This is a genomic window from Gardnerella sp. KA01002 (assembly GCF_049244015.1).
GTDB classification, from domain to species: Bacteria; Actinomycetota; Actinomycetes; order Actinomycetales; family Bifidobacteriaceae; genus Bifidobacterium; species Bifidobacterium vaginale.
Genome location: NZ_CP058365.1, coordinates 524,263 through 542,585, shown reverse-complemented (window position 1 = coordinate 542,585; position 18,323 = coordinate 524,263). Strand labels below are relative to the sequence as shown.

Below are 18,323 nucleotides of genomic sequence, written 5' to 3'. Positions count from 1 at the left end.
AGTTGGTTTAATACGCGTATAAGGGATTTACTACATGAGTGAAGTTCAAGCGCAACCAGGAATGTGTATTGAGAATCGCTATCGCATAATGCGGAAGATAGCAGAAGGCGGCATGGCTACCGTTTATCAAGCGCAAGATGAGCGTCTTAATCGCCCAGTTGCGCTTAAAATCATGCATACTCAACTAGCTCAAGGAGTGCATAGAGAGCAATTTATTGCAAGATTTAGGCGTGAAGCTACATCTGCCGCTGCAATAGCGAATCCTCATATTGTTCAGGTTTACGATACTGGCGAATTTGAAGGGCTTGACTACTTGGTGATGGAATATGTTCATGGAGTAAATCTTAGATACGAAATGAACAAATATGGCACATTTAGCCTAAAAGACACTCTTCGAGTTCTCGCGGAAACTTTAGATGGTCTTGCATCCGCACACCTTGCTGGTGTTGTACACAGAGATATTAAACCAGAAAATATTCTTATTAACGACCGCGGTCACGTGCAAATAACTGATTTTGGTCTTGCTCGCGCTATATCGCAAGCTACACTTTCTTCTACTGGTCTTCTTCTTGGAACCGCCGCATACCTAGCTCCAGAAATGATTGAAAAAAATCTTGCCACTCCTCAAGGAGACTTATACTCTGCTGGAATGATGGCTTGGGAAATGCTTGCTGGACGTGTTCCATTTAGCGCAGATAATCCTGTTACGCTTGTTTTTAAGCACGTTCATGAAGACACTCCATCTATAAAAACAATTTGTAGCGACATCAACTCTTCTATAGCTGATTTTCTTGCCTCTATTACTGCTCGAGAAATGGAAAAAAGACCGAGTGACGCTTCTAAAGCACTTAGTATGCTTAGACAAATTTGCGCTAACATGCCTAAAGAAGATTGGCAATATAAGTTTGATCCAAATTACGATAGTGAAGATCAACTTTTAAATACGACTTTAGACGCAATCAAAACTGAAAATAGAATGTCTGATTCAGATAAATTCGATAAAAGTAATTACTCTAACATACCTCTTCCTCCTAATGCGAACAATGCGAATAATGCTGATAAAGTTAATAAAGAGAATGTAAATCAGAGTAGTTCTAATCCTAACAATATTGGAAATGAGGTCTTGTCTAAAACTAAAGACCTTGATAAAACAACTGATATTGATAAAACAACTGATATTGATGCAACTATGACAATAGTTCAAAAAAACAGTAACAGTGATTTTAACTATTCCAATAGTCAAAATTCTTCAAACAGTGTGAATCAACTTGAAGATTTTAATGATAGCAATATGCTAACTATTGCTATGCGTGCGCCTCAATTTAATAAGAATGATTTAAGTACTGACGGTAAAAGTCAAAACTCTAATCATAAAAAATTACACAATAAAGTTGTTATTATAGCTGTTAGCAGCGCGGCAGTTGTTGCAGCAGCAATCGCATTTGGTTCTTACTGGTATTATCTAGGACCTGGAAGCTACTGGTCTTTGCCGAAGCCAAATACGCAGTCATGCAAAACACAAGAAGCTTGCAAAATCACAAATATTCCATGGTTTGATTACGAGCAAACTCTTAAAATATCCAATATTCCTTATTCTGTTCAAAAAGAATTTAGCGATAATATACCTTCTGGAAACATTATTTCCACTAATCCTGATTTCAGTGGCGGTCATGTATCTAAGCACGGAAATAATAAAGTTCATGTTATTGTGTCAAAAGGAATACGACAATCTACAATTCCTGAAGATATTATCGATCCAACATCAACAACTGGTAAGAATCCTATAAAAGCTTTACGCAAAGCTGGTTTTACTTCTATTAATCACAAAGAAAGCAACGACGTTTATTCATTAGATGTTCCTAAAGGCTGTGTTGTAGAAATTTCTCCAACACCAGGAATGCAAATGAATCACAATAAGAATATTACTGTTGTATTATCTAAAGGTCCTATGCCTGTTTCTATGCCAGATGTTGTTAACCGAACAAAAGAAGATGCGGATAAAGCATTTAACGACGCAAAACTTGTTCCAACATACAGTGAAGAGTTCAATGATACCGTTGAAAAAGGCAAAATTATTAGCACATCTGTAGAAAAAGGAGCGCAACTTCATTGGGGAGATAAACTAAATGTCGTTGTTTCCAAAGGTCCAAGAACTGTTACTATGCCAGATGTTCGCAATAAAAATGCTAACGACGCTCGAAAAGCTCTTGAAGCCCTAGGACTAAAAGTAAATGTTTCCGCTCCGCTTGGAGACTTTATGCACACGGTAAGATTCCAGTCTGTAGCTCCTGGTACGCAAGTTCGTGTTCTTGATGAAAGAGGAAACCCAACAGTTGTTACATTAACCGTTATTTGATTTATACAAATAACGTAGGTAATGCTACACACACATTGTATGAAATGTTGTATGAAATGTTGTGAGTTATGTTGTAGGTTGTTTGAATCAAAATATTTTTACTCAAATAATCTACAACAAACAATTTACCAGCTTATTTCGCTGATTCTGTCATAATACGCTTTTTAACGGTTTGAGCATATTCGTCAACATATTCTTGACCGCTCATTTTTTGAATTGTCTTGGTTACTCTATCGGTAAGCTCACGAAGAATATCGTGCGTAATATCTTCTGGATTCATTTTTTCAACTTCAATAGGCTCGCCATAAATAGCCTTTGTATAGCCCTTTGCAGGCATAACCTGACCATGCCTTTGCAATTCCCTAGTACCAATAATCGCAACTGGAATAATCGGGCATCCTGTTTCCAAAGCTAAGCGAGCTGCACCAGTATGTCCCTTATACAATCTTCCATCAGGACTTCTAGTTCCTTCAATATGAATTCCAAAAAGCTGTCCATTTTCTAATATCTCACGAGCATGATTCAATGCCCCAAGAGATTTAGAACCTCCAGAACGATCCACTGGGAATACGCCAACGGACGTAAACCACCATTTTTTAAAGCGACCCTTTAATCCTTTGCCTTCAAAATACTCGGCTTTACCCATAAAATGAATCATCCTAGGGCATGTGAGAGGCAAAAGTGCATCGTCAATCACGGCAAGATGATTTGCGGCAATAATAGCCCCACCTTTTTTAGGAATGTTGTTAACGCCTTGAGCAATAGGATTAATCCGTAAACGCGCAATAAATCCAAACCCCTTTACAAAGAACCAATACAACATTCTAAAAACCCCTTCTAGCAAGAGTTACTAAAAGCGAATCATTACGCAATCAAGCAGACTTGCTACAGTATAATTTATGACTTCTTCTAAGAATACCAACTCCCCTCACCCTGAGGACAAAAACTCAAACAACAATAATGACGATTCTTTTGGCGATAATTCTTTTAATGAGAATTGGTCTGATTTTATTAGAGATCATGCAGAAGATTTTAAAGAAATAGAGAAATCTAAAAGTGCGAAAATCTTTAAAAAACGTATTAGTCAGGCGACAAAACCACTTACTAAAATAGCGTCATACAATAATGCTGGTCCAAGAGATAACGTTAAGACCAGTTGGTTAGATGTTGATGAAACAATGGATTCTTACGGAGACGATTTTGTTCCACCAAACCCACATTTTAAGAATATTTCTATTACCCTCATAGTTTTATGGACTATTCTTATTCTGGGTATTTTGGGCGTAATTCTTAGCGTCTTAGTGCCATATTTCGCAGCATACTCAGGTACTATAAGCGCTTTTCTGTTTCTTGTTGGATCTGCAGGCTTACTTATGAGTAGAAAGAAAAATTATACTTCTAGTGAAGATTACAACGACTACGGAAAAGGCGCACGAGTTTAAGTGCATTTATACAAAAGAATGAGGCTGATGTTAAAGCACCAGCCTCATTTTTTAAAGATTACAACTTAAAATTTAATCTTCGTTTAAACTAAAATTATTTTAATCCTCATTCTGACCATGGCATAACTTGTACTTTCTGCCAGAGCCACATGGGCACTCATCATTCTTGTTCGTTCCTGGGAAGGTACGACCATCAGCCCAAGGAGTCTTCCATTCTTCAACCTTTGGACGCTTACTCAATGGCACTTCACCATCAGCATGGCTCATAGGAGCAGGACCAACGATTCCAGAATGCTCATCTTCTTCTTGTTCTGCTTGCTGAATATCGGCATCAACATAAGAATCATCTTGGTTTTCAGTTTCCGCAACAATCTGCTCGAGATTCATACGGAATAGAAGCTGAATAGACTCTTCCTTAATTGCCTCAATCATTGAGTTATACATCTGGAATCCTTCGCGCTGATATTCAACCAGAGGGTCACGCTGACCCATACCGCGCAAACCAATACCATCCTTCAAATAATCCATCTCATAAAGATGTTCACGCCACTTTCGATCAAGAACAGCAAGAACAACTCTACGCTCAAACTGGCGCAAGTTATCAGAACCCATTCTTTCTTCAAACACAGCGTAAATAGTAGTAACGCCATCCACTATAGTGTCTCGCAAAGCTTCAACAGCTTTTTCTCCCTTAAGAGACTCAATCTGCAGGCGAAGCTGATCCCAATCCAAAATAATTGGCATAACAGCATTAACAGCGTCTTTAAGACCTTCCCAATCCCAGTTCTTTGGCTTATCAGAACCGTTCATAGCTCCGCGAACATAGCTATCGGCAGTATCTTTAATAAACTTCAAGATATCTTCATGAATATCTTCACCTTTAAGAACAATCTGACGTTCTGAATAAATAACAGTACGCTGCTTATTCATAACATCATCGTACTTCAAAACGTTCTTACGCATTTCAAAGTTACGCGCCTCAACAGTCTTTTGAGCCGTGCGCACGCCATTAGAAACATACTTAGATTCGATTGGTTCACCTTCTGGCAAGCCCTTAGCCATAACACGCGCAACAAGCTGAGTGTTGAACAAACGCATTAAGTCATCTTCCAAGCTTAAGTAGAAGCGCGATTCGCCAGGATCACCCTGACGGCCAGAACGACCTCTAAGCTGATTATCAATACGACGAGATTCGTGGCGCTCAGTGCCTAAAACATATAAGCCACCAAGCTTCTTAACTTCTTCGTGCTCGTCTTTAACTTGTTCCTTAACTTCTGCCAAAACACCTGGCCAACGCTTCTCGTACTCCTCTGGAGTATCGTCTGGAGAATAGCCTTCTGCTTTAAGCTTTGCATCTGCCAAAAACTCAACGTTTCCGCCAAGCATAATATCTGTACCACGACCTGCCATGTTTGTAGCAACAGTCACAGCACCCTTACGACCTGCAACAGCAACAACAGCTGCTTCCTTAGCGTTTTGCTTAGCATTCAACACTTGATGAGGAATACGAGCAACATCCAAAAGCGAAGAAACGATTTCGGAAGATTCAACCGATGCAGTACCAAGCAAAACAGGCTGACCCTTTGCATGACGCTGAGCTACGTCTCGAACAATCGCAGCAAGCTTTTCCTTCTTAGTGCGGAAGATCAAATCATCCTTATCCATACGAATAACTGGACGGTTAGAAGGAATTGGAAGAACGCCAAGCTTGTATGTTCCCATAAACTCGGCAGCTTCCGTTTCTGCAGTACCAGTCATGCCAGCAAGCTTGTCGTACATGCGGAAGTAATTTTGCAAAGTAATAGTTGCAAAAGTCTGATTTTCTGCTTTTACTTCAACATTCTCTTTAGCTTCAATCGCCTGATGCAAGCCTTCGCTATAACGACGACCTGGAAGAACACGGCCAGTGTGCTCGTCAACAATCAAAACTTCGCCATTAGTAACAACATAATCGCGATCAAGAAGGAACAATTCCTTAGCTTTCAAAGCATTGTTCAAGTAGCCAATCAAAGCAGTGTTGCTTGGCTCGTAAAGATTATCAATACCTAAATAATCTTCAATCTTTGCAATGCCTGGATCCAAAATACCAGCAGTCTTGCGCTTCTCATCAATTTTGTAATCAACATCGCGATCAAGCTTTAGAACAAGCTTTGCAAACTCGCGATACCAACGCGTAACATCACCTTCGGCAGGTCCCGAGATAATAAGTGGCGTACGAGCCTCATCAATAAGAATGGAATCAACCTCATCGACGATTGCATAGTGATGACCACGCTGAACAAGATCGCCCTTTTCCCAAGCCATGTTGTCTCGCAAATAGTCGAAACCAAACTCGTTGTTTGTGCCGTAAGTAATATCTGCGTTGTATTGCTTCCTGCGCTCTGGAGGCTGCTGATCTGTAATAATGCATCCAACGCTCATGCCAAGGAACCTGTAAATACGACCCATAAGCTCACTTTGATAGCTAGCAAGATAGTCGTTAACAGTAACAACATGAACGCCCTTACCTTCCAAAGCGTTCAAATAGCTAGGCAGTGTTGCAACAAGTGTTTTACCTTCACCAGTCTTCATTTCTGCAATATTGCCCCAATGCAATGCTGCACCACCCATGAGCTGAACGTCAAAATGACGCTGACCAAGAGTACGCCTTGAAACCTCTCTTACTGTAGCAAATGCTTCTGGCATTAAATCATCAAGTTTTGCACCATTGTCTAACTTCTGCTTGAATTTTGCCGTTTGCCCTTTAAGCTCTTCATCGGAAAGCGCAGAAATCTCATCTTCTAGCGCATTCACAGCCTTTGCAACATTCTCAAGGCGCTTCAATTGACGGCCTTCACCCATGCGCAAGGCTTTATCGACGATATCTACCACGTTTAGCTCCCTTAGGTCGTGTCTATTATTCGGCTAGCCAATATAGACGTAAACTGTGCCTATATTACGCGACGGCTGCGATTTTTATAAGATAGCGAGTCTGACACTGCGCATAAAATGCCCGCCTAGACTTTTACTAGACGGGCATTGACTCATATGAGTTAATTTCTATTTAATAATGTTTTACCCTTATTTGCTTTATTACTTCTTTATTACTTCTTTTTAGAAACGTTTTCTGGAGTATCAATTTCAAACACACCATAACTCCATCCATGCCTACGATACACAACCGAAGGTCTCATTGTTTCCTTATTTACGAACAGGAAGAAATCATGACCAATAAGTTCCATTTCATACAACGCTTCGTCAATGCTCATTGGCTCAGCAATATGAAGCTTGCGACGAATCACAATAGGAGTATCTCCAACACTCACCTCTACTGATTCGCCAGGACCCAAGTCGGAAGCAACCGCAGCATCTGCACTATTCGTTCCATCTTCTTGTGCAACTTCTTCAACAGTTGTTTCAACTTCTGGCTCTGCAACACCCAAATCAACTGGAACCATTTGCTCATATCCACGACGATGGTCCTTACGACGATCGCGAGTTCTGCGCAAACGAAGCGTCAACTTATCAAGAGCCATATCCAATGCACTGTATTGGTCTGTGCTAGATGCTTCTGCGCGAATAACCGTACTTCCTGCAACTACAGTAATTTCAACTCTTTTTGCAGTATCTGCCTGCCTTGGATTGCCCTCAGTGTTAAGCACAATCTGAATGCGCTGCGCATCTGGAGCAATGGCGGTCACACGATTCATCTTGCTTTCCACAACGTCACGGAATCTTTGCTTAATCTGCGTATGACGTCCGGTGATGACGATTTCCATGCGAACCTCCTTAAGTAATCCGATATAAATCGGTTTGTGTACACGTCAACGGCACCAGCGCCGCTGATACATTCATTATATCCGCTAAAAGCCGCCATTTTCTAGCGAGTCGCAAAATATGCGCAAAATTAAAACGTCTGTTATAATTGGGAAGGTTGAGGTTTCACGATGACCGCGGCTGCAATGTTCATTCGGAGTAGCTGAGGAACTTCCGGGCTCCGTAGAGCACAATGGCGGATAACGTCCGCCCAGGGCAACCTGAGAGATAGCGCAACAGAGAATAGACCGCCTAAACTTTTGTTTAGGTAAGGGTGAAACGGCGGTGTAAGAGACCACCGGGCTTCTGGTAACAGTTAGCCGCATGGCAAGCCTCATTGGGAGCAAGGTCAAGTAGAAGGTGTTTAAGGGCTGCTCGCCTAAGTCTTCGGGTAGACTGCTAGAGTTTGGCGGTAACGTCAAATCGAGATGGATGGTCATCCGTGTGCATTTTGCACGCGACAAAACCCGGGGTATGTGAAACCTCAACTTAATTTTGATTTTCACTTAGTTTTTTGCATAACACTTTTGGAGCGAAATCAAAATCACAAAAAACTGTGCAACAATTATTAAATTCTGGATTTAAATCACTATTATCTAAATCCGCTACACCACAAGTTTTCATTCCAGCCAAACGAGCCGACTTTAAAGCTATAGCTGAATCCTCAAAAACAGTGCAATACTCTGGTTTTACACCTATTCTATTGGACAAATCTAAATAAGTTTGAGGACTATTTTTCCCATCTGATTGTAAATCTTCACCAAAAATCATCAAATCAAAATATTGCCATAATTCTGTTCGCTTTAAAGATGATTCGCATAAAGATTTAGAAAGAGTAGTCATAAGAACTAATTTTGCACCTGTTTTATGCAAATAATCCACGTAAATTTTTGCACCTTTTCTAAGAAGCAGTTGATTAGAATAAGCTTCATTAGCCATATCATTCCATTCCTGCATTAAATCTTCGGGAGAATCCGTAAAACCAAAACGTGCAATAACATAATCAGCCACTTCTCGAGGAGTCATTGTTGCAGTGGAATCAGCAAAATCATCAGGCACTTTAATACCGCGTTTAGCAAAACTCTTTTCGTCTATATCATCCCAAACATGTAAAGAGTAAAGCAAAGTACCATCAAAATCAAAAATTGCTGCACAATTTGAATTATCAACTAACACATTTTCGCTCATATTATTAATCCTGATATTAATCCTGTTTTATAAAAATTACTTTGAATTAGATTCAGATTTTAGATTAAATTTTGCTTGTTTTTAACAATTCTCTAGCATGCTCTAAAGAAGCTTGCGACTGACTTCCAGAAAGCATTCTGGCTATTTCCTGCTCACGCTGTGAATCATCCAACTTAGTAACAGTAGTATCTACGACTAATGAAGAGTTAAAATCATTAGAAGAATCACCAGAAACCGATGAATCACTAAAACTTTTTCTAACCACAAATTGAACATCAGCAAAAGAAGCAACTTGAGCCAAATGCGTTACAACAATCACCTGAGAACTTTTAGCAAGTTGAGCTAAGCGTTTGCCTAATTCCACTGCTGCAACTCCTCCAACTCCCGCATCAACCTCGTCGAAAATAAAAGTCATAGAATGAGAGTCGCTGTTATTGAATTTTGCCGCAACCAACTCCATAGCTAACATAAGTCTACTTAACTCTCCACCTGAAGCACTGCTACCCATTGGCAAATAATCAGACGACGGGAAAGGCTTAAAAAGAAACTCAACGTTGTCTAAACCATGAGAATCTAAGTCAACTACTCCAGTTTCATCTACTTTACGCCTATTAACTTTGATTAAAAGCTGAGCATCTTGCATAGCCAAAGATTCAAGCTCTTTACTAACTTCAAAACTAAACTTTTCTGCTGCACTTTTGCGCAAATCATAAAGTTTATCCGCTAAATTTTTGGCATTAGAATAATACTTATCACAGGCTTTTTTAGCGCGATCAATAGCCTCAGGTGAATCATCTAAATCTTCAAGCTCAAATTGTGCCTTTTTAGCCCACTCTAAAACATCGTCGATCTGTGGACCCCATCTGCGTGTTAAATCGCTTAAATCGTGAATACGATTGTTAATAGCGTCTAAATCTTCCTGACTCTCATCAACATCTAATTGCTGAGCGAGCTGCATAACAATGTCGGAAATTTGGGAAGAAATATCGTCAAGTTGATTTGCAATCGCGCTATAATCTCCATCAACTCGAATCGAGCGAATTGCCTTAGATGCATTGTCAACCAAATGTAATGCGTCAACGGAATCTATTGCGCCGTAGTCAATTTGACTTGCGTCTAACGAAGAAATTGCTTCGCTAATAGCTCCAACGATTTGAGCAGCGTTTTCTATGCGATCTCTTTTAGCTTTAAGCTCTTCATCTTCATTCCGTTTTGGATCGATTTGGCGAATTTTTTCTAGCGATTCTCGCAAATAATCTGCACGCTGCCTAGAAGAAGATTCTTGATTTATAAGCCTGTTATAAGATTCAACAGAATCCTGCCATTCTTTAAATGCCACAGAATATTCTTGTAATTCTTTTGAATCACAAGAAATTGAGTCCAAGAACTCACGCTGTTTTGCACTTGTTGCTATACGCAACTGATCACTTTGCCCATGAATTGTTATTGTTTGCGAACAAATTTTATCCAGCAAAGTCTTAGGAACAGAACAACCAGATACTACCGCCCTAGACCTACCAGATTTTGGAACAGTACGAGATACATAAACATCTATTTTAGAATCATCGCCTTCAGATTCTTCAACATCTATCCCAGATTCTTGCAAAAGATTAGAAACAATTCCTGACTTTGAAACAGAAAAAACGCCTTGCGCCCATGATTCTGACGCAAAAGATGCAATTCTAGAAGAATCAGCTTTTCCTCCAGATATAAGTCTTATAGCGCTTAGAAGCATAGATTTTCCAGCCCCTGTTTCTCCAGTAATAGCAGTCATTCCATATGAGGGAGTAATAACCGCGTGAGAGATTGGTCCTAAATTACGAATTTCTAATTCTTCAAGCAAGGATGCCCCCTACGAGTTTAAGCTATTAGGGTTATGGTAGTTATTTGAGACATTTGGAACATCTTCATAATTCCTATCGGTTTCATTATGCAGATTAGCCTCATATTCCTTAGGTTTGGAAGACTTTTTACGACGATTTTCGCGCCAACCAACTACAGGCAAATCAAACTTAGTAACTAATCTTTGCGTAAATGGAACACCAGAAAGACGCGCTAAAAACAGCTCATCTTTGGACTGACGAATTTGAATCCTAGAGCCTTGCGGTAAAGCCCTTTGACGCCTACCATCACAACAAATCCAACCACCAGAAGCTGAATCTTCCAAAATATCAATAGTAAAAGTTGAACCTGCTCCGATAATCAATGGTCTAGAAAAAAGCGCGTGTGCAGCCAAAGGAACCAGTTGCAAAGCCTCAACATTTGGCCACATGATTGGACCTCCTGCCGAAAATGCGTACGCAGTAGAACCAGTAGGAGTAGAAACAATAACACCATCGCAGCCAAAAGACGACATTTCAACATTATCAACGCGAATCGAAAGCTCCACCATTCTACCGCGATCTGCCCTATCTAAAGTAATATCGTTAAGCGCCCAATCACTTAAAGGCTCACTCGCTCCAGGAAGCCAAACGTCTACATGAGCTTCCATCCTATGCTCTAAAAAGTAATCTTTTTGAGCAATTCTTCTAATAGCCTCATCTATTTGGAAGCTTTCAAATTCCGCCAAAAATCCAACATGACCAAGATTTATACCTATGATTGGAACAGGAGTGCAATGCACCAATTCTGCAGCTTGAAGCATTGTGCCATCTCCACCAAGCACAACAACAATCTCTGTGTTTTCATCAATAACATGTGCTGTTTTTTGCGCAAAATCAGATACGGCAGCACTATGAAACACATCTACATGAAAACCAGCACTACTAAGCTGCGTGGTAACTTGATTTACAACGGCACTGTGACTATCAAGACGCGCATGCGTAACTACCAGAGCGCGACGAGCATAAGAAGCATCATCATCTACTAAAAGTTCTGGCATAACACAGCCCCTTTGTGGTTTTGCAAATAACAATAAATATTGTAATTGTTGCACTACATATTGCGCATTGTACTGCTTATGTAAAAAATATTTATCAAATAATTATTTTTAACTATTAAATTGCGCATAAAGAAGATATTCAATATTTCCATGAGTTCCTTCTATAGGAGATTCATGAGTTGAAACAACTTTTAAACCACTATTTTTAGCGCATTCTTTAATATTTTCTAATGCTTTAAGTCTTAGGTCTTTATCTGTTACAATTCCGCCTTTTCCAAGATTTCCTTTACCAACTTCAAATTGTGGCTTTACAAGAAGAACAATATTCGCGTTGTTTTGCGCAATACGCGCGATTACTGGAATAACAAAAGTAAGAGATATAAAAGAAACATCTGAGACTATAAGATTAGGCTTGTAAGGCAGATCTTGCGCGTAAACATTTCTAATATTTACGCCACTCATTTCGATAACGCGCGGATCGCTTGCGATCTTTGGGTGCAATTGACCGTGTCCAACGTCTAAAGCAATAACGCGATTAACGCCATTTTGCAACAAATAATCGCAAAAACCGCCAGTTGAAGCACCAATATCTAGCGCTTTAGTATTTGAATAAACTTTTAATCCTAAATCTTCAAATAAAGAGAACGCACCTTCTAATTTGAGTGCTCCTCTAGAAACATATTTAAGACAAGAATTTTCTTTTTTTGATTCATCAAAACTTATTTCTTGCGCTTTTTCCACTAAAAATGATGATTTATAAACAATTCGATTATCTACTTTTACTAACCCAGACTTAATTAAACGCTGAGCTGTCGTTCTACTTTTCACTAATCCGCGATTTACAAGTTCACAATCTAATCGCTGAACTAAATCATCTCCGTCAGACATTGAAAAATCCTCATACACACATATGCAAACTCATATATTCATAAAGAAAACTCTGGAAGAATGTAGTCTTCAAGCGATTTTCCACTATCCTTTAAACACCAAGCGAGCACACAAGCAGCACGCAAAGCGTTGCAATCATTAGGATTGTTTACTTCAATAGAATTACAAACAATTTGTGCTCTAGAAGTTCCGCATACAAATGTAACGTCGTCAACACGCTTTGGAGACTCATGAGCCTCGTTTAGTCCTCTTAAATCCTTAGAAACAAAGCTTGGTCGCAAGTGTTTTGGAGCCTCAAGCAACATACGCGGATTGGTGACACCAGTAAGCACTAGAAGAGACTCATATCCCCCTCTGGTACCAGCTTCGATGTCTGTATCCAATCGGTCTCCTACGGCTAGCGAACGCGAAATACTTATTACAGGATTCCCAAACTCATCTTTTTCTGCATATTCTTTAACATCTTCATCATTGTGATTTGCATTTGCAGCAACCAACAATCTCGCTTCGTCATACATTGCGCACTCGGGTTTTCCAGCAGAAGCAATAGGCTCAACTCCAGTTGCATTTACTACAGCTTGAATCATAGAACCGCATCCAGGAGCTATACCGAACTCACGTGGAATTGTTAAATCGCGATTAGTAACAAAATACTTAGCTCCATGCTCTACTGCGAAAGCGACTTGTGCCATTTCTTGCCAAGTCATTTGCGGATACCAGCCTTGGATAACAGCTTTTGGATTGTCTTTACAAGACTTTACTGGATTAAGACCAGCACTACGAACCTCTTGTACGAGATGATCGGCTCCAAGCACTAAAACATTAGAATTTCTCGGAACGTAGCGAGCAACCATTCTTGCTGCAACAACAGAAGAAGTTATAATCTGCCACGGCTCTACTTTTAAGCCGAAACTTTCTAGTTGACTTGCTACAACTTCTTGAAAACGAGAAGAATTATTAGTCGTATATTCAATAAACATGCCATTTTTTTGAGCATTTTCAATTGATTCAGCAGCATATTCAACGGATTTTCCGCCTCTATACACTACGCCGTCTAAGTCAAGCAAAGCTAAGCGAAAATTCTTGCTTAACGCAGATTTACTATTTGAAAAATTCGTTCGTTCATCAAGTTGCATAGAATATCCCCACATGATTTTAAAAATATCAAAGTAGCAAACGCCCGGCTTACTATACTCTCATAATACAGAAGCCGGGCTTAGAAAATATGGTTGTACTATTCCTCTTCAGACTTAACTGCACTCATCTCTATAGTTTCAGTATTGTCTGCGATTTGTGAATCATCGTCTGAATCATCCGAATCATACGAATCATCTGAATCATCTTCCAAATCATCATCTGGAGCAAATTGCGCATCATCTTCACTAATGCCAACTTCGTCCATAATCGCGTCATTAAGATGTTCCAAATCGTAATCAATCACAACATCTTCTGGATTTTCTTCGTCTTCAATATCTGCGTATTGCTCTTCTAAACGGTCAAGCAAAGAGTCAAGCTCAATAGCCTCATCACTTCGCCCAGCCTCCTCTAGGAAGTACTGTTCCGCCTGAACTGCACGCATTCTATACTCGCCAGGCAAACCCTTAGACCTACCCATTGCGTGAACAAGCTCAATAGCCTTATCCGAATGGTTTGTATCTGCCAAAACACCTGCGTACACAAGGAACATTTCTGCCTTGACTTCGCCAGTAACCCTTCTAGCTTCATCCGACATGCAGATTTCCAAAGCCTTATCAAGGTTGCCCATACCGCGCTCACAATCGGCAATAAATGGAAGATAATCCATGTAGCCATTCATTCGCATAGCTGTTCTAAACTCGCGCGCAGCAAGCTTGTAATCACCCTGACGGTATGCAATAAATCCTAATGTTTCGCGCGAAAAATCAATACGCGATGCCTGCTTTGCAGCCCACTTTGCATGTTCCAATGCAAGCTCTGGATCTTCTTCTTGCAAAGCATAAGCTGCGAGAATATGCAAACCAATATTTTCAGAATGTTCCTTAGAAAGACCGCGCAAACGCTCACGAGATTCTTTAGAAAGCATGGAATATTCTAAGCCCTTAGGCATCTTAGGTTCGCCTGGACGCCTATCAGTATAAGGGTTTTGAGATGGGTAAGAAACAGTTCCATCCGAGTTTCTACGAGGACCATTTTCAAAGCGGAAAGACGACTTTGAATCGCGCTTTCTAGAATCATTCTTCTTAAAATCACCCTTGTGGAAGCCACCGCGATTATCTTCAAAGCGGCGATCATTGCGCTCGCCACGATTATCACGATCAAACTTCTTGTACCTTGGATTGCCATTTTCTTCCGACTTGGCATCAAAACCACGATTTCTGCGAGTTTCGTGATTATCTTTTCTATCGAATCTGCGATCACTGCGGTTATCACGATCATCACGGTTGAACCTATGATCATTATCACGATGGTTAAACCTACGATCGTTATCCTTCTTAAAACCGCTCTTATTGAATCCACCTTTGTGGAATCCATTGCGTCTTAAACCTTCTGAACTACCAGAATCACGCTCAAAATCGTCACGACGACCGTTCTTATGATCATCATATCTGCGATCATTGTGCTCAAATCTACGTTCGCCATCACGGTGATTAAACTTTCTGCCACCATCTTTGTGGAATCCACCCTTATGGAATCCGCCACGATGCTCGCCGTTTCCACCATTTTTACCGCCATTTTGACGGCTAAAATGGCCACGATTACCAAACGACTTACCACTACGCGATCCGCGTTCTTCGCCCATTATTGGCATACCTTTCAAATTCTAAAAATATAAAATTATACTAAAAATCTAATATTAAAAACAAATCAAACACGCTTAAAAAACTAAGCACGCTCAACAGCGCCAATAGCCTTCTTGCCCCTACGAATCAAAGCAAAACGACCATGCAAGAATGAATTATCATTCAAAATGTCATCGACACTGTCTACTCGATTATTGTTAACGTACAAACCACCGGCTTCAATAGCACGACGAGCTTCAGAAATTGTGCGGAACAATCCAGCAGCAACAGCAGCTTCAACAACGCGATCACCACTATTTGCTTTAGCAAATTCTAAACTACCATCCTGCGCCTTAACCTTAACACCATCCAAGGCAGCTTCAAGAGTTTGCGCATCAATAGCGTCTAAATCACCCTTACCAAACAATGCCGAAGAAGCAGCAATAGCCTGATTCGTAACATCTTCACCATGAACAAAGCTTGTAACTTCCCAAGCGAGAACACGCTGAGCTTCACGACTTCCTGGGTCTTCTTGAATTTGCTTGTTCAAACGCTCAATCTCGCTCTTAGGCAAGAACGTAAAAGCTTTAAGAAGCTTAACAACTTCATCGTCTGGCTGATTAAACCAGAACTGATAGAAGCGATAAGGGCTAAGCATTGTAGGATCAAGCCACATTGCGTTACCCTCCGACTTGCCAAACTTACGACCTTGATTATCCGTAATAATCGGGCTTGTAAACACGTGCACAGAAGCTCCGCGAACCTTACGAATCAAGTCCATGCCAGAAGTCAAATTACCCCACTGATCAGATCCGCCAAGTTGCAAAGTAACATTGTAATTATCAAACAAGTACAAGAAGTCGTTTCCTTGCAAAACCTGATAGCTGAACTCAGCAAAAGAAATTCCTTCGTCGGAGTTTAAGCGGCGAGCCACAATATCCTTAGAAAGCATTGTGCCAACACGGAAATTCTTACCAACATCACGCAAAAAGTCAATAGCAGACATCTTAGAAACCCAGTCGTAATTGCTAACAAAACGAACAGGATTTTCACCATCAAGAGGCAAAATTCTGCCAATCTGCTTGCGTAAGCGCTCTGCCCAACCAGCCACAATATCTTTAGAATTAAGCGTGCGTTCTCCACTTTGACGAGGATCACCAATCAAACCAGTAGCACCACCAACTAACGCAATAGGATGATGACCTGCAGCTTGCAAATGACGCATATTAATAAGCTGAACAAGATTACCAATATGCAATGAAGCAGCAGTAGGATCGTAACCGCAATAATACGTTAATGGTTCTCCGTCAAGCGCTTGAGCAAGCTGCTGCTCATCAGTAGATTGTGAAATTAATCCACGCCACTTTAGCTCTTCAAACAAGGAAGCAAATCCAGCTTCCTTGTAATTCCTGACCTGAGCCATTCGTATCTCCTTATTATTGCCAAAACTTACCTAGGCATCGGGCGCTAAAAGCGCAATCCAAGCCTTTCAATTTTGGCAGCACAGGGCGACACTCTTATAAGCAGTTCCATCACTTACAGATTCAGAAAATTTCTTATACTCATCAATCGCAAGCTGAGCTTGAGTAATTTGTTCTTTTACGCGAACAAAAGCCGTTCCACCTTTTCCACATCTAGAAGCTACTGATCCATCACTAGAAAGAACAAGTTTAAGATTCTCAATATCGGCTCGATCTACAAAATCATTCAGAATATTATCAAAATCATCATCACTTAAAACGTCTAAATCCACACCAAGTTCTTCAGCACGTTTTACGCATAATCCTGATAACTTATGCGCATTTCTAAATGGAACACCTTGTTTTACAAGCCATTCTGCAATATCTGTAGCTAAGGCAAAACCAGTAGCAGACTGTTCACGCAACCTAGCAATATTAAATTGCATTGTTCTAACCATCCCTGCGAATGCTGGAAGCAGAACTTCTAGAGTGTCAATTTGGTCAAAAACTGCCTCTTTATCTTCTTGCAAATCTCTTGCATAAGCAGTAGGAAGACCTTTAAGAGTGGCCATTAATCCAGTTAAATCTCCGATTAATCGTCCTGCTTTACCTCTAGCAAGCTCCGCAATATCTGGATTCTTCTTTTGAGGCATAATAGAAGATCCAGTAGAATAAGCATCGTCTAAAGTTACGAACGCAAATTCTTGAGTATTCCATATAATAATCTCTTCGCTTAAACGAGAAATATCAACGCCAATCATGGCTGCAATAAATGAAAACTCCGCAACAATATCTCTACTTGCTGTAGCATCAATAGAATTCGCGCAGACAGCAGAAAAACCAAGTTCTTTAGAAACTTCTTCGGGATCTAGCCCAAGAGTGTTGCCAGCCAATGCCCCTGCTCCGTATGGGCTTTCGTTTGCGCGCAAATCCCAGTCCGCAAGGCGATTTACGTCTCGCAAAAGCGGCCAAACATGAGCCATTAGCTGGTGTGCAAGCAAAATAGGTTGAGCATGCTGCATGTGAGTACGACCAGGCATTACAGCGTCTTTTGCTTCTAAAGATTGAGCAACTAAAGCATTACAAACATCTAACACGAGAGCAGCCAAAACGCGCGAGTGTCTGCGCAAAAACATGCGTATTAAAGCTGCGATTTGGTCGTTTCTAGAGCGTCCGGCTCTAAGCTTTCCTCCAAGTTCGTTTCCTGCAATCTCAAGCAAACCGCGCTCTAATGCAGTTGCCTCATCCTCGTCTTCTTCAATTGGCGTAAAAGTGCCATTATCCACGCGATTTTGCAACTCGTCTAGAGCTTTTTGAAGATCCTCGTATTCTTGATTTGTTAATAAACCTGCACGATGCAACGCATGCGCATGAGCGCGAGATCCTGCAATATCGTCATCCGCTAATCGCCAGTCAAATTGAGTTGATTTGCTAAGCTTTGCAAGCTCTGCGGAAGGTCCTGAGCTAAAACGTCCGCCCCACAAGGCTATTGGATGGTTTGCGTTGGCATTTGCGTTGGCATTTGCATCGTGCATAGTTATATTCTTCTTTCTG

The 18,323-nt window shown here is 40.6% G+C and carries 13 protein-coding genes and 1 other RNA gene; 3 read left to right on the top strand and 11 right to left on the bottom strand.

Annotated elements, in window-relative coordinates:
• The first annotated feature begins 34 nt into the window (after positions 1 to 34).
• Positions 35 to 2,356: a Stk1 family PASTA domain-containing Ser/Thr kinase gene (locus tag HXT60_RS02050; RefSeq protein ID WP_116437186.1), complete on the top strand. Its 2,322-nt coding sequence runs from the start codon at positions 35 to 37 to the stop codon at positions 2,354 to 2,356.
• 133 nt (positions 2,357 to 2,489) lie between these two features.
• On the opposite strand, the gene HXT60_RS02045 is transcribed toward HXT60_RS02050, so the two are convergent.
• Positions 2,490 to 3,179 carry a lysophospholipid acyltransferase family protein gene (locus tag HXT60_RS02045; RefSeq protein ID WP_048730344.1) on the bottom strand — a complete coding sequence of 230 codons (690 nt, stop codon included), beginning with the start codon at positions 3,177 to 3,179 and terminating at the stop codon, positions 2,490 to 2,492.
• 76 nt (positions 3,180 to 3,255) lie between these two features.
• On the opposite strand from HXT60_RS02045, the gene HXT60_RS02040 reads away from it, so the two are divergent.
• Complete coding sequence (locus HXT60_RS02040; protein WP_004112548.1) at positions 3,256 to 3,798, top strand: hypothetical protein; 543 nt, start codon at positions 3,256 to 3,258, stop codon at positions 3,796 to 3,798.
• A 99-nt stretch (positions 3,799 to 3,897) separates the two neighbouring features.
• Here the strand turns inward: HXT60_RS02040 and secA are convergent, their stop codons facing one another.
• Together secA and hpf are read right to left on the bottom strand one after the other, a co-directional pair.
• Complete coding sequence (gene secA / locus HXT60_RS02035) at positions 3,898 to 6,669, bottom strand: preprotein translocase subunit SecA (RefSeq protein ID WP_004115494.1); 2,772 nt, start codon at positions 6,667 to 6,669, stop codon at positions 3,898 to 3,900.
• A gap of 212 nt (positions 6,670 to 6,881) precedes the next feature.
• Positions 6,882 to 7,556: a ribosome hibernation-promoting factor, HPF/YfiA family gene (hpf, locus tag HXT60_RS02030; protein WP_004121791.1), complete on the bottom strand. Its 675-nt coding sequence runs from the start codon at positions 7,554 to 7,556 to the stop codon at positions 6,882 to 6,884.
• A 156-nt stretch (positions 7,557 to 7,712) separates the two neighbouring features.
• Between hpf and rnpB the strand changes: the two genes are divergently transcribed.
• Positions 7,713 to 8,084, top strand: an RNA gene (gene rnpB / locus HXT60_RS02025) — RNase P RNA component class A.
• On the opposite strand, the gene HXT60_RS02020 is transcribed toward rnpB, so the two are convergent.
• The 8 genes from HXT60_RS02020 to argH form a co-directional block, all read right to left on the bottom strand.
• On the bottom strand, positions 8,083 to 8,781 hold the full coding sequence (locus HXT60_RS02020) for an HAD family hydrolase (protein WP_020760152.1): 699 nt from the start codon (positions 8,779 to 8,781) through the stop codon (positions 8,083 to 8,085). The genes rnpB and HXT60_RS02020 overlap by 2 nt on opposite strands.
• Before the next feature lie 64 nt (positions 8,782 to 8,845).
• Positions 8,846 to 10,624 (bottom strand): DNA repair protein RecN, encoded by a 1,779-nt coding sequence (gene recN / locus HXT60_RS02015; protein ID WP_004112544.1) that lies wholly within the window; start codon positions 10,622 to 10,624, stop codon positions 8,846 to 8,848.
• A 9-nt stretch (positions 10,625 to 10,633) separates the two neighbouring features.
• Complete coding sequence (locus HXT60_RS02010; protein WP_004112543.1) at positions 10,634 to 11,662, bottom strand: NAD kinase; 1,029 nt, start codon at positions 11,660 to 11,662, stop codon at positions 10,634 to 10,636.
• A 108-nt stretch (positions 11,663 to 11,770) separates the two neighbouring features.
• A complete protein-coding gene (locus HXT60_RS02005; protein ID WP_004112542.1) occupies positions 11,771 to 12,550 on the bottom strand; it encodes a TlyA family RNA methyltransferase in 780 nt (259 codons plus the stop codon).
• A 38-nt stretch (positions 12,551 to 12,588) separates the two neighbouring features.
• On the bottom strand, positions 12,589 to 13,686 hold the full coding sequence (locus tag HXT60_RS02000; RefSeq protein ID WP_116437188.1) for an HAD-IIA family hydrolase: 1,098 nt from the start codon (positions 13,684 to 13,686) through the stop codon (positions 12,589 to 12,591).
• 98 nt (positions 13,687 to 13,784) lie between these two features.
• On the bottom strand, positions 13,785 to 15,329 hold the full coding sequence (locus HXT60_RS01995) for a tetratricopeptide repeat protein (RefSeq protein ID WP_248903165.1): 1,545 nt from the start codon (positions 15,327 to 15,329) through the stop codon (positions 13,785 to 13,787).
• Positions 15,330 to 15,412: 83 nt separating this feature from the next.
• On the bottom strand, positions 15,413 to 16,732 hold the full coding sequence (tyrS, locus tag HXT60_RS01990; RefSeq protein WP_004112539.1) for a tyrosine--tRNA ligase: 1,320 nt from the start codon (positions 16,730 to 16,732) through the stop codon (positions 15,413 to 15,415).
• Positions 16,733 to 16,798: 66 nt separating this feature from the next.
• Positions 16,799 to 18,304 (bottom strand): argininosuccinate lyase, encoded by a 1,506-nt coding sequence (gene argH, locus HXT60_RS01985; protein WP_421791272.1) that lies wholly within the window; start codon positions 18,302 to 18,304, stop codon positions 16,799 to 16,801.
• Positions 18,305 to 18,323 lie beyond the last annotated feature (19 nt).